The organism is Acidobacteriota bacterium (assembly GCA_003696075.1).
Lineage (GTDB): Bacteria > Acidobacteriota > Polarisedimenticolia > J045 > J045 > J045.
In genome coordinates this window covers 18,146-31,011 of the sequence record RFHH01000148.1, presented here as the reverse complement: position 1 = coordinate 31,011, position 12,866 = coordinate 18,146, and the positions used below count along the sequence as shown (strand labels likewise).

The 12,866-nt window shown below is 73.0% G+C and carries 8 protein-coding genes; all 8 read left to right on the top strand.

Annotation, left to right across the window (positions count from 1 at the left end):
- The first annotated feature begins 30 nt into the window (after positions 1 to 30).
- Positions 31 to 945, top strand: coding sequence for a tRNA (guanosine(46)-N7)-methyltransferase TrmB (gene trmB, locus D6718_10120; protein RMG44449.1), 915 nt, complete (start codon positions 31 to 33; stop codon positions 943 to 945).
- A gap of 107 nt (positions 946 to 1,052) precedes the next feature.
- Positions 1,053 to 2,192: a DNA-protecting protein DprA gene (gene dprA / locus D6718_10115; protein RMG44448.1), complete on the top strand. Its 1,140-nt coding sequence runs from the start codon at positions 1,053 to 1,055 to the stop codon at positions 2,190 to 2,192.
- Between the two features lie 80 nt (positions 2,193 to 2,272).
- Positions 2,273 to 4,744 carry a type I DNA topoisomerase gene (gene topA / locus D6718_10110; protein ID RMG44447.1) on the top strand — a complete coding sequence of 824 codons (2,472 nt, stop codon included), beginning with the start codon at positions 2,273 to 2,275 and terminating at the stop codon, positions 4,742 to 4,744.
- A gap of 97 nt (positions 4,745 to 4,841) precedes the next feature.
- Positions 4,842 to 6,155, top strand: a complete 1,314-nt coding sequence (locus D6718_10105; GenBank protein RMG44446.1) for a DUF2088 domain-containing protein — start codon at positions 4,842 to 4,844, stop codon at positions 6,153 to 6,155.
- 49 nt (positions 6,156 to 6,204) lie between these two features.
- Positions 6,205 to 7,350: a helix-turn-helix domain-containing protein gene (locus D6718_10100; protein RMG44445.1), complete on the top strand. Its 1,146-nt coding sequence runs from the start codon at positions 6,205 to 6,207 to the stop codon at positions 7,348 to 7,350.
- Between the two features lie 49 nt (positions 7,351 to 7,399).
- On the top strand, positions 7,400 to 8,113 hold the full coding sequence (locus D6718_10095; protein RMG44444.1) for a hypothetical protein: 714 nt from the start codon (positions 7,400 to 7,402) through the stop codon (positions 8,111 to 8,113).
- A gap of 459 nt (positions 8,114 to 8,572) precedes the next feature.
- On the top strand, positions 8,573 to 10,006 hold the full coding sequence (locus tag D6718_10090; GenBank protein ID RMG44443.1) for a DNA repair exonuclease: 1,434 nt from the start codon (positions 8,573 to 8,575) through the stop codon (positions 10,004 to 10,006).
- Positions 10,003 to 12,855 carry a hypothetical protein gene (locus tag D6718_10085; protein ID RMG44442.1) on the top strand — a complete coding sequence of 951 codons (2,853 nt, stop codon included), beginning with the start codon at positions 10,003 to 10,005 and terminating at the stop codon, positions 12,853 to 12,855. Before D6718_10090 ends, D6718_10085 begins: the two co-directional genes overlap by 4 nt.
- The last annotated feature ends 11 nt before the right edge of the window (positions 12,856 to 12,866 follow it).

Here is a 12,866-nt window from a genome sequence, read left to right as displayed (position 1 = left end):
GGGCGGGTCCGGAACTCCGGCGCCCCGACGATGATAGCTGCCGGGGGCGTCCCTCATCCCGTCGGAGGTGCTTCCCCGATGGTGCGTCGGGCCGCCGAACTCGCTGGATGGAGGGAGGTTCCGGTCTCGAGCGGATCGACGACCGGGGATCGGGGCGAAGTGTCCGTCGTACACCGAGTTGCGCGTCGTTTCGCACCATCGGGGAAGCACCTCCGACGGGATGAGGGACCCCCCGGCAGCTATCATCGTCGGGGTGCCGGAGTTCCGGACCCGCCCCCTGGGACCGACATGACGCTTCCAGACCTTCCCGTCGCGTCGCGACGGACCGACGAGCTGATCCGGCTCCCCCTCCCGGCGGAGGGAGAGGGCCCCTACGACCTCGCCGCCATCTTCGGCAACGACCACCCGGTCGAGCTGGAGATCGGTGTGGGGAAGGGGCGCTTCCTGCTCCTGGCGGCGACCGCGTTCCCCGACCGGAACTTCATCGGCGTGGAGTACGCGCGGCGTTATCTCGAAAAGTCGATCGACCGGCTCGGAAAGCGCGCTCTCACCAACGTGCGGCTGGTCCACGCCGAGGCCACGCAGCTTCTGGATCGGGGGCTCGCGGACGAGTCGATCTCGGCCGTCCACGTCTACTTCCCCGACCCGTGGCCGAAAAAGCGCCACCACAAACGCCGGCTGATCCGGCCCGACGTGCTCGACCGGCTCGCCCGGGTGATGAAGGAGGGGGCGCTCCTCCGGATCGTCACCGACCACGAGGAGTACGCCGGGGTGATCCGCGAACGGCTCGCAGCCGATGACCGCTTCGGCGAGGCGGACACGGAGGCCGCCCTGTGGGCGCTTCCGGGCATGGACGACTACATCGCGCCGGGCGTGACGAACTTCGAGATCAAGTACCTCCGGGAAGGCCGCCGCATCCACCGCTTCGCCTACCGCCGGCTCTGACGGCGTCCTCCCCCGTCCGGGAGGAGCCGGGGACGGCGGCAGCCCGGATCGCTCCGTCCGGTGTCACGCTTCCGGCCGGTCCCACGCGCCGGATCGGAGCTCGGCGGATGCTCAGCGACGAAGCACGCGGCTGGCTCCGCGTCGCGAGGTGCCCGGGCCTGCCGGCCCGGCACGCGGCGGCGGTGGTGCGCCGGGCCGGCGGAGCGGCGAGGCTGGCGCGTCCCGCGCGGGAGCGGCTCCGCGCGCTCGGCGTGCCGGCGCGGATCGCCGCGAGGCTCTCCGATCCCGAACTCGACCGGTCGCTCGAGCGCGAAGAGGAAGTCCTCGCCCGCCTCGGGGCGGAGCTGCTCCATCCCGGCGATCCCCGGTACCCGTGGCCCGTCGCCGCCCTCGCGGTGCCCCCGCCCGTCATCGCCGCGCTGGGAGATCTCGACGCCCTGCGGCCGGTCGCCGTGGCGATCGTCGGCAGCCGAAAGGCCAGCGGCTACGGGCTGTCGATGGCGCACCACCTGGCCGCCGGGCTGGCCGCCAGGGGCGTGGCCGTGGTCAGCGGCCTCGCCCGCGGGATCGACGGGGCGGCCCACCGGGCCGCTCTCGACTCCGGCGGGGTCACGATCGCGGTCCTGGGAACGGGGATCGACAGGGTCTACCCGCGCGAGCACCGCCGCCTGGCCGGCGACATCGTGCGCCGGGGCCTGCTCCTCAGCGAGTTCCCGCCCGGCGCACCCCCCCTGCCGGGACACTTCCCCCGCCGCAACCGGATCATCGCGGGGCTGTCGCTGGCGGTGGTGGTGGTGGAGGCCCGGGCCCGCTCGGGCTCGCTGATCACGGCCGGATGGGCGCTGGCGGAAGGGCGTGACGTGCTGGCGGTGCCCGGGCGCGTGGGCGACCCGGGGTCGGAGGGCCCGAACGGCCTGCTCCGAGAGGGGGCCGCCCCGGCGATCGGACCGGAGGACGTGATCGAGTGCCTGCCCCCCGCCCTCCGGCCGGCGGCCCCCGGCCCGAGCCTCGGGAGTGCCGGGACGGGGGCGGCGGAGACCGGAAGGTCGCACCTGTTGGAGCTGTTCCCCCGCCACGATCCGGTCTCGATCGACGAGCTGGTGGAGCGCGCGGGAAGGGGGACCGAGGAGGTCCTCGCCGAGCTGTTCGACCTCGAAATCGGGGGGCTGGTGGAGGCCCTTCCGGGGGGCCGCTACCGGCGCCGGGCCGGCGCCGGGGCCCCGGCCCCGGAAGGTCGGCCGATTTGACACCCCCAGGGGCGGGCGTTATTGCTACCGGCGCCGACGGGTCGCCGCGTCCGCGCGCCGCCCCGCCGAAGGAGCGTCCGGTGGCCAAGAGTCTCGTCATCGTCGAGTCCCCAGCCAAGGCTCGAACTATCAACAAGTTCCTGGGGAAGGACTTCCGCGTGAAGGCCTCGATGGGACACGTCCGCGACCTTCCCAAGAACCCGAAGAAGAAGGGAGACCCCGACTGGATCGGGGTGGACGAAGACCACGGCTTCCGGGCGCACTACGTGCTCCTCCCGGAGAAGAAGAAGACGGTGGAGGAGCTGATCGCGGCGGCGAAGGGGGCGCGGGAGATCCTGCTGGCGGCCGACCCGGACCGCGAAGGGGAAGCCATCTGCTGGCATCTCAAGGAGATCCTGTCGCGGAAGGTCGACGCCCCCATCCGCCGCATCCTCTTCAACGAGATCACCCGCCGCGCCGTCCGCGCCGCCCTCGACAACCCCCGCGACATCGACATGGACAAGGTGGACGCCCAACAGGCGCGGCGGATCCTGGACAGGATCGTCGGCTACCGCGTCTCCCCCTTGCTGTGGGAGAAGGTCCGGCGGGGGCTTTCGGCGGGAAGGGTCCAGACGGTGGCCCTCCGGATGATCGCCGAGCGCGAGGCGGAGATCGAGCGCTTCGTCCCGGTCGAGTACTGGACGGTCGAGGCCGAGGTCGAACCGCCGGACCGGCCCCGCTTCCCGGCGAAGCTCGTCTCCTGGCGCGGCGAGCCGGTCCCCTGGAAGGGCAAGGGGGAGGAGAAGAAACCGGCCCTTCCCGACGAGGCCGCCGCCCGCGAGGTGCTGGCCCACGTCTCCGGTAAGCCCTTCGAGGTCGCCGCCGTCGAGGCGAAGCGCTCGCGCCGCTCGTCGCCGCCCCCGTTCACGACCAGCAAGCTCCAGCAGGAGGCCTCCCGCCGCCTCCGCCTGTCGGTCTCCCAGACGATGCGGCTGGCGCAGGGCCTGTACGAGGGAAAGGACCTCGGCGAACTCGGCACGGTCGGCCTGATCACCTATATGAGGACCGACTCGGTCCGGGTGTCGGCGGAAGCGATCGAGGCGGTCCGGGCGCACATCGCCCGCGCGTACGGCGAGGAGTATCTGCCGAAGTCGCCGCGAGTCTTCCGCCAGCGGAAGAACGCGCAGGACGCCCACGAGGCGATCCGGCCCACCTCGCTGGAACTGACCCCCGAACGGGTGGCGAAGTATCTGAAGCGGGACGAGCTGCGCCTGTACACCCTGATCTGGAACCGCTTCGTCGCCAGCCAGATGGCCCCGGCGGTGTTCGACGTCACCAAGGTACGCATCGCCGCCGGCGACGCCGTCTTCGAGGCGACCGGCCAGGTGATGCGATTCCCGGGCTGGCAGGCGGTCTACAGGGAGGAGCCGGCGGAGGAGGAGGGGGCCGCCGAGGGGAAGCTCCCGGAGGGGAGCCTCCCCGAGGTGCGCGAGGGCGAGCGCCTGACCGTGATCGCGGTGGAGCCGCGGCAGAACTTCACCCAACCGCCGCCGCGCTACTCCGAGGCGATGCTGGTTCGCGCCCTGGAGGAGAACGGCATCGGACGCCCGTCGACCTACGCCGCCATCCTCTCCGTGCTCACGGACCGCGACTACGTGGAGAAGGTCGACGGCCGCTTCCGTCCCACGCCGCTCGGCCGGCTCGTCACCGAACTCCTCGTGGAGAACTTCGGCGACATCTTCGAGATCCCGTACACCGCCCGGATGGAGGCGATCCTCGACGAGATCGAGGAAGGACGCCGCACGGGGGAGGATGCGCTCCGGGAGTTCGTCAAGCGGTTCCGCAAGGACCTGGAGAAGGCGCGCCGCACGATGAGGAACGTCAAGCAGGACGTCGAGCGGACCGACATCACCTGCGACGCCTGCGGCGCGACGATGGTGAAGCGGTGGGGCCGGTTCGGGGAGTTCCTCGCCTGCGAGCGTTACCCGGAGTGCAAGAACACGAAGGATCTCGGGGAGAACTCCGAACCTCTGCCCAAGATCGAGGCGAGCTGCCCCGCGTGCGGGCGCGAGATGGTGGTGCGGCGCGGCCGCTGGGGCCTGTTCCTCGCCTGCTCCGGCTATCCCGAGTGCAAGACGACCCAGAAGATCGAACTCACCGAAGAGGGAACGCTCGAGATCCAGAAGGACGAGATCCTCGACGAGACGTGCCCCCGTTGCGGCAAGCCGCTCGCGCGGAAGAGCGGACGTTACGGCCGCTACATCGCCTGCAGCGCGTACCCCAAGTGTCGCTACACCAAGCAGCAGGAGGTCGGCGTCGACTGCCCCTCGTGCGGAAAGCCTCTCGTCGCCCGCCGGTCGCGCAAGGGGCGTCTCTTCTACGGGTGTTCCGGGTATCCGGACTGCTCGTTCGTGAGCTGGAAAAAGCCCGTTCCCGATCCCTGTCCCAAGTGCGGGGCTCCCTACCGGCTGGAGTCGGTCACCAAGCGCTCGGGTCGCCAACTGATCTGCGACAACAAGGACTGCGGTCACCGGGAGAAGGTCTCCGAGGAGCAGCCGGCCGGCGTCACCTGAGCCCCATGGTCCCCGGGAGCCCGACCGCGACCCGCAGCGGCCGTCCCGCGGCCTTTTCGCCGGACGGAGCCCTCCGGGACCGGCGGCGGGAGGCGCGTTGCACCGCCGGGCGGGGCGGCGCGTGAGCGGCGATCCCCCGCGGCCGGCCCTGGCTTGGGGCTCGCGGCTTCTCCCCCTGCCGCCTCCCGCCGACCGCTGGCCACGCCTCGAGGCGCCCGGCCTTTCGCCGCTCACCGATCCCGCGGCGGCGCTCGCGAAGGCCGCCCGGGAGGCGGCGAGCCGGGCGGCGAGCGCCGCGGGCCGGCGGCCGGTGGCCCTCGTGGTCCCGGACCGGACGCGCCCCTGCCTCGTCGATCGGCTCGTCCCCCTCCTCCTCGATGCGCTCGAAGAGGAGGGGACCGACCCCCGCAGGGTGACGATCGTCCCCGCCTCGGGAATCCACCGCCCGATGGACCCCGCCGAACTCGCCCGGTGGGTGGGACCGGAGGCCGTGCGCCGGGGGGCCCGGCTCGCCCCCCACGACGCCGACGCACCCGCCGCCGGACTCGGCACCAGCGCCCACGGGATCGCGGTGGCGGCGCATCCGGCCGTCGCCGGAGCTGGCGCGGTCGTGGCGGTCGGGAGGATCGTCTTCCACTACCTCGCCGGATTCGGTGGTGGGCGGAAGCTTCTCGTCCCCGGTGTCGCGGACCGGGCGACGGTGATGGCCGCCCACGCCTTCACCGTCACGGACGGCCGACGCCACGACGCCGCTCGCCCCGGGCTGCTCGAGGGAAACCCGTTCCACGAGGCTCTCGAGGCGGCGGCCGAGCTGTTTCCGGAGACCGTGTTCCTGCACGTGGCCACCGACGGCCGCGGGCGCCCCGCCGCCGTGGCGGCGGGGGGCCGCCGCTCCCACCTGGCGCTGTGCCGGGACTACGCGCGGCGCCACCGGGTCGTCCTCCCGCGCCGGCTGGAGGCGGTGGTGGTGTCCGCGGGCGGATCGCCCGCCGACCGCGACCTCGTCCAGGCGCACAAAGCGCTCGACGCGGTCGCGCCGGTGGTGCGCCCCGGCGGGCGCATCCTTCTCGTCGCGGGCTGCGAAGACGGTGTCGGAAACCCGGAGGTGGCCGAGGCGCTGAAGGCGGGCGGCCTTCAGGCCGTCCGGCGGGGCCTGCGGCGGCGGTTCCGGGTCGGCTGGCAGACCGCCGCGGCCCTGCTGGAAAAGACCAGGCGGTACCGCGTGTTCGCCCTGACCGGTCTGCCGGCGGAGCTCGCGCGGGCCGCCGGGATGGTGCCGGTCGCCTCGCTCGAGGAGGGGATCGCCGCTCTGACCCGGCCCGAGCCGGAGGCGGCGGCCGTGGCGCCCCGAGGGGCGTCCCTCTTGTACGAGGCTGCATCGGAGCCGAAAGAAAATCCGTGTCGGAATTGAAACGATCTCCGTTGCGTTGCCGGCAAGATCCTCGTAGTCTTTCTGCGCCATGGCACGGCACACGCACCCGCCGTCCCGAGCCTTGGCGCGGCTTCTGAGAGCCAGGCGCCAGGAACTCGGCCTGTCGTTGCGCGAGATCGAAGAGCGCGCGGCGGCCGAGGGGAGTCCGATCCCGTTCTCGACCCTCTCGAAGATCGAGCAGGGGAAGGCGGAGCCGGGACTGCGGCGGCTCGTGCTGTTGCTGCGGCTGTACAACCTTCCCGTCGAGCTGGCGGGCGAGCTTCTCGAGGTCGAGGAGCTGGCGGGCGACGACCCGGTCCAGGAGGATCCGGAAGCGCTGTTCGAGGAGGGACTGGAGGCCGTTCGCCGGGGGGATCACAAGCGCGGCCTGGCCAACCTGATCGCTCTCCGCTACCGCACGGTCGACAGCGCGGAGCACCGGCTCTTGCGCCAGAAGGCCACCCTGACGCTCGCCATCACCGTCGCGAACCTCGGAAAGACGCGGCTCGCCCGCCGGCTCGCGGAAGATCTCCTCTTCGAACCGCCGCATCCCTCCCTCCTCGTCAATGTCCTGACGCTGATCGGCCGGACCTGGCGTCAGCTGGGCTCGCACGAAGGGGCGCTGGCTTTCCTCGAGCGGGCGGAGGCGCACGTGGGCCCCGACGAGCACGGCCGGCGGGCCTGGATCCTCCACGAGAAGGCCCTCGTCCTCCAGGCCCAGGGCGATCTCGACGGGGCCATGCGCCTGATCGATGCGGCCCTCGAGGCCTACCGCGCCGCCGGGGACCACCGGGGGGAGGGGAACGGCATCGGAGCCAAGATCAAGATCGCCGAGCAGCGGGGGGATCTCCGGGGGGCCCTGGAGTTGGCCCTCCAGGGGTACGCGCTGGCCGAACGGCGCGGCTACAAGCATCTTTCGCTGTACCGGACGCTCGATCGCGGTAGAATTCTGTTCGCCATGGGGGACCGGGAAGGAGGCCTCCGCGTGCTCAACGAGGGGCTGGCACGGGCCATCTCCCTGGGTGACAAGGATGCCCAGTTCCACGCGCACTACCAGCTCTGGAAGGCCCACGCGGCCCTCGGCGACGAGGAACGAGCCCGCTTCGAGGAGGGTGCCGCCCGCTACTTCGTCCGCTTCGTCGACGAGGTCTCGGACGCTGCCCGCGAGGTCAGGGAGCTGCTGCTCGGCCGCTGAGAGCGCGGCCCGGCGCCGGACCGGATCGAGGCTCGGGGTCCTGGGCTCCGTGCTCGCGCTGGCGGTGCTGGCCGCCGGTGCCGCATCGCCCCCCGATTCCGAGATCAACCCCGCCACCGGGAAGATCGAGACCGTCGATACCGTCTCGGTGGGCGGGATCGAGCAGGTCCGCCATTCGGTCGACAGCGGTCATGGCCACCCCGAAAGCGCCCGCCTGTTGACGAGCAGCGGGGCCGCCTGCCACGACCCGCGCATCGCCATCACCGGCAGCGGGGAGACCTACGTGGTCTGGTGGGAGGAAGGGGCGGTCCCGCAGGTGCGCTACCGCCGCCGCGGCGGCTCGCCCGATTCCTGGAGCGCCGAGAACCGGATCGGCGAGCCGGGCGAGCCGGCGATCAACCCGGAGATCGCCTGGGACGGCACCTCGATGTGGGTCGCCTACGAGATCGACCTCAGCGGTGGAGGTGCCGGATCGATCCTCATCGCCGCCAGCGGCGGGGGGGACAGCGCCGATCCCTTCCCCGACCGATCGATCATCGGCACGACGCACTACACGGGCGACCGAGACACGATGATCGACAGCGAGGCGGGCGAGGTCTGGGTCTCCTGGGTCGACAGCGACTCGCAGCTCGGGTGGTCGCGGTACGACCGCACGCTGGGGAGCTGGACCCCGGTGGCCTACGAGCCGTACGACGGGCCCGACGGCATCGCAGCCGCCAGGGAGCGGATCCGCGAGCAAGTGCTCGCCGCCTCCGGCTCGTAGTCCGGACGATTTTCGAACGTCTCGGAGGAGCCAAGCCTCGGCTCCCCGGCGGGCGCGTTCGGCCGCGGGCTCGGCCCGAGGCTCGCGGGCGACCCCGGGGACCGCGCGCACTCTTGCCGGCTTTCGGGCAAGCGCGCCCGCGGTCGAGCCGGATCGACGCGGGACCTTCGAGCGCATCCGGGGTGTTTCGCTTCGAGGATTCCGGGGCCGCTCGGTCGAAGGGGCTTTCCGGCGAAGCTCGCCGCGCCCGAGGGCTCGGCGTCTCGGATCGCCTCCCGCTCGTGAGTGAAGAATTCCGGTCCCTTGTCGGGTTGGCGGGACCGGCGCACCGTCGAAGGTGCACGGCCAGGAGATTCGCGAGCCAGTCGGGCCGGCGCGTGCTCCGCGGCCTCGGTCGCGGGATCCGCTCCCCGGAAGGGGCCCTCGGCCCCGCCGGGTCGAGCTTCGCGGCGGCGGGAGATGCGTCCGCACCGGATCGTCGCCCGCGCGCCCCCGTCGGCGCCCGAGCGGCGCCCCGCGCCGGTTTTTTCGCGCCGGCGGAGTCTCGCTCGGTTGCCGCTCCGCGCCCCGATTGGTTTACTGCTCCCCGCGATGGCGCGCTTCCGGTTCGTTCACGCCGCCGACCTTCACCTCGACGCGCCTTTCAGCGGACTGGAGGCGCGCGCCAGGGACGTGGCGGCGCGGGCGAGGGACGCCTCCCTCGACGCCGTGGACCGGCTCGCCGACCTCGCCCTCGAGACCGGCTCCCGCTTCGTGCTCCTGGCGGGCGACCTCTACGAGGGGGAGCGGCACGGGGTGCGGGCGCAACTGCGGCTGCACCGCGCGCTGGAGCGCCTCGCGGCCGCCGGGATCGAGACCTTCATCGTTCACGGCAACCACGACCCGCTCTCGTCCGGGTGGTCGGCGATCCGTTCCTGGCCGGAGGGCGTGCACCTGTTCTCCGCCGAGAGCGTCGAGGGTTTCGAGATCCGCGAGGGGGCGGAGACGATCGCGCTGGTGCACGGGATCAGCTTCGGGAGCCGCGATCCGGGGGAGAACCTGGCGCGGCGGTTCTCCCGCCGGCGCGGCGGGCCGCCGTTCCAGATCGGCCTGCTGCACGCCAGCGTGAGCGGCTCCTCGGACGATCACCAGCCTTACGCTCCCTGCACCATGGACGACCTCGAGGCCGCGGGGATGGACTACTGGGCCCTGGGCCACGTCCACCGCCGCCAGGAGCACCGCCGCCGCTCCTGCTGGGTCGTCTACCCCGGCAACACGCAAGGTCGCAGCTTCAAGCCGAGCGAGCGCGGCCCGAAGGGGGCGACCGTCGTCGAGGTCGACGGATCCCGGGTCGTCTCGGTCCGATTCCGCCCGCTCGACAGCCTCCGGTTCATCGAGCGGGAGCTCGACCTCGCCGGCGCGCGCGGCCTTTCCGACCTGATCGACCGGCTCGAACGCCTGGCGCGTTCGATCGCCGCGGAGAATCCCGGCGTCGATCTCGCCCTTCGCGTCCGCCTGTCCGGACGCTCGGAACTCCACCGCCGGTTGGCCCGCCCGGGAACTCTCGAGGGGCTCGTGGAAGAACTCCGCGCGCGCCGCACGGCGCAGGACGGCATCGTCTGGTGGGCGGAGCTGCGCGATGCGACCCTCCCCGAGCTGGATCTCGAGGAGATCCGCGGGCGGGGCGATTTCGCGGGGGAGCTGCTGAGGGCCGCCGAGCGCGTCGGCCGCTCGCCGGAGGCGGCCCGGGAGCTGGTCGAGCGCGCCTGCGGCCGGCCGCCCTCGCTCGGCGGGATCCTCCGGCTGATCGGCGAGCCGTCCCTCGACCCCGACGAGGCGCGGGAAATCGTCGAGAGGGCCTCGCTGGCGGCGCTCGATCTCCTCTTGCCGGGTGACGGCGAGGCCGATCCGTGAAGATCCGCGGGTGGTCGATCTCCGGCTACGGGGGGCTGCGGGACCTCGTCGTCGAGAATCTGCCCGACGGCCTCACCGTCGTTCACGGGCCCAACGAGGCGGGAAAGAGCACCCTCCTTCGCTTCCTCCGGGAGATGCTGTTCGCCCCCTGGAGCGGGCGGGGCTCTTCGCTCGGGATGGCTCCGCTGGGTGGCGGCGCGCACGGGGGACGCCTTTGGCTCGAGGCCGACGGCGTGCGGTACACGCTCGACAAGCGGGTGCAAGGACGCCGCACGGTCTGCCGCCTCACCGACGCCGAGGGACGCGAGCTGGACGAGTCGGTGCTGCGAGCTCTCCTCGGCGGCGTCGATCGGGGCGTTTTCGAGGGCGTCTTCTCGTTCGATCACGCCGAGCTGGCCGAGCTGGGACGGCTCACCCGGAGCCGCGTCCGCGAGGAGATCTTCTCGGCCACGATCACCGGTGCGGGCCGCTCGGCGCGCGCGGCGCTCGAAGCCCTCGAGCGGCGAGCCTCCGAAATCCTGCGCCCGCGCTCGGGCGGGCAGCTCAACGCCCTCCTCGAACGATCGCAGGCCCTCCACGAGAGGTTCGAGGAGGCCCGGCTCGCCGCCGCCCGGCACCGCGAGCTGATCGCGGAGGAAGAGCGGCTCGCCGGCCGGCTGGAAGAGCTCAAGCAGCGCCAAAAAGAGCTGCGCCGGGAGCAGTGGTGGCTGAGCCGCCTGGTCGAGGTGCGCGCCGCACTCGACCGGATCGCGGATCTCCGGGCGGAGCGCGACGCGATCGAGATCGATCCCGGCCTCCGCCGGATGGCCGACGAAACCGGCGCGCTGGCTGCCGAAATCTCGCGGGTCGAGGATCTGGAGCGCCGGCTCGACGAGCTCGAGGTGCAGATCTCCGGCTGCGAGCAGGAACTCGTGGTGCGGTCCGCGGCCCTGGGGCCCGGGTTCGACGAGGCGCGGCTCTCTGCCCTGTCGGAATCCTCCCCCATGGCCACCGAACTGGCGCGGCGCGAAAGGGAGCTGGAGGAGCGGCGCGCCGCGCTCCGGGCGGCGGAAGAGAACGCCGCCGGCGCCGCCGCCGCCATCGCCGACGCGCGGGCCGAGCGGGACGAGCGCCGCGCGGTGGTGGAAGCGCTGGGCAGCGACTCGGCCTCCCTCGACGACCTCCTCGCCCGCCGGAGGCTCCTCGACGCGCTCGCCGAGGCACGGGTCCAGCTCGCCGCGGCCGAGCGGGCCGCGGAAGACCGCGCGGCACGCCTTCACGAGGCGCGCCTGCGGACCTCGGAAGCGGTGCGGCGCGCCCGCCTGACGGGGCTCGCGGGGCCGCTCTGGGCGGCCGCGGCCGCGGTCGTCGCGGCCGCCGCGTGGGTGGGTTCCCGCATGCCCGCCGCCGCCCTGCTGCTCGCCGCGGCCGGGGCGGCGATCGCCGGCCTCGCCTGGCGCCTCCGGCGGCTGTCCCGGGAATCCGCGGAGGACATCGCCGCCCGCGAGGCGGAACTCGCCGCGGCCGCCGAGCAGGCGGAAGGGGACTGCGAACAGCTTCGCGAGGAGGTCGGCGCCATGTGCCGCGAGCTGGGCGTCGACCCCGCGGCCGGCGCGCGCGACCTCGCCCGGATCCGGGCGGCCTGCGACGCGGAGATCGAGCGGGCCGCAGCCGCATCCCGTGCGGCAGACGCGCTGCGGGAGGCGGAGCGCGCCTTCCGACGCGCCGAGGAGCGCGGCAAGGAGGCCCTTCTCGCGGTCGAGTCAGCCCGCAAGGCCCTGGAGCAGGTGGAAGCCGACTGGCGCGAATGGGCCGCCCGCCAGGGCCTTCCCGAAGGAATCGAGCCGGCGCAGGCACGCGCCCTGTTCGGGGAAGCCGCGAAAGTGGCCGAGCTCACGAAGCGGCGCGCCGAACTGCACCGCGAGCGGGATCTCGCCGAGCGCCGGATCGAAACCTGGAAGGAGCGGGCTCTCGCTCTCGCGCGTTCCGCGGGGAAGCTCCAGGGCGCGGGAGAACCGCCGCTCGGCGTGATCGCCGCAGCCGTGAGGGAGCTGCAGGCCCGGATCCAGGAGAACGACCTGAGCGCCGAGCGCGCGAAGTCGCTCGACCGCTCGCTCTCACGCGCCGAAGAGGAGCTGGACGAACTGCTCGCCGGGGTCGAGGAAGCGGAGCGGCTGCGGGAGGAAGCCCGGCGAGGCCATCCCGAGGAGTGGCGCCGCCGCCTGCAGGCCCTCGAGAACGAACTCGCCGAGGCCGAGGCCGCTCTGGAGCAGCCGCGCGAGACCCTGGCGCGCGTGCGGGGGGAACGGGAAAGGATCGAGGGCTCCGCGCTGCTGGCGGAACTGGAACTCGAGCTCGATGCGCTCCGCGGCGAGGCGCGGCGCCTCTTGAGGGAATGGCGGATCGCGCAGACCGCCCGCCGCTTGGTCGCCGACGCGCTCGAGGAGTACCAGCGCTCGCACCAGCCGGAGGTGCTCGCCGCGGCCTCCGGAGCGTTCCGGTCGATGACCGCGGGCCGCTACGAGAAGGTCGTGCAGGCGGGGGAGACGTTCGCGGTCCTCGACGCGCGCGGGGGGCGACTCGACCCGGAACACCTGAGCCAGGGAACGGTCGAGCAGCTCTATCTGGCCGTCCGGTTCGGTCTGGCCCGGTACCTCTCCAGGAGGGGGATGCGCATCCCGTTCGTCATGGACGACGTTCTGGTCAACTTCGACCCGGAGCGCCGCCGCGCGGCGGCGCACCTGATCGGGGAACTCGCCGCCGACCGCCAGATCTTCTTCTTCAGTTGCCACCCGTCGGTCGTCGAGGCGCTGCGGAGGGAGGCGGGGCGGCCGCGAATCGTCGAATTGCCTCCGGTCCCGATTCCGTAGGGCAGCCGCCG

What these genes read in the sequence shown, in the direction of transcription:
- D6718_10100 (RMG44445.1), top strand. Translation starts at nt 6,205, where the DNA reads ATGGCACGGCACACGCACCCGCCGTCCCGAGCCTTGGCGCGGCTTCTG.
- dprA (RMG44448.1), top strand. Translation starts at nt 1,053, where the DNA reads ATGCTCAGCGACGAAGCACGCGGCTGGCTCCGCGTCGCGAGGTGCCCG.
- trmB (RMG44449.1), top strand. Translation starts at nt 31, where the DNA reads ATGATAGCTGCCGGGGGCGTCCCTCATCCCGTCGGAGGTGCTTCCCCG.
- D6718_10090 (RMG44443.1), top strand. Translation starts at nt 8,573, where the DNA reads ATGCGTCCGCACCGGATCGTCGCCCGCGCGCCCCCGTCGGCGCCCGAG.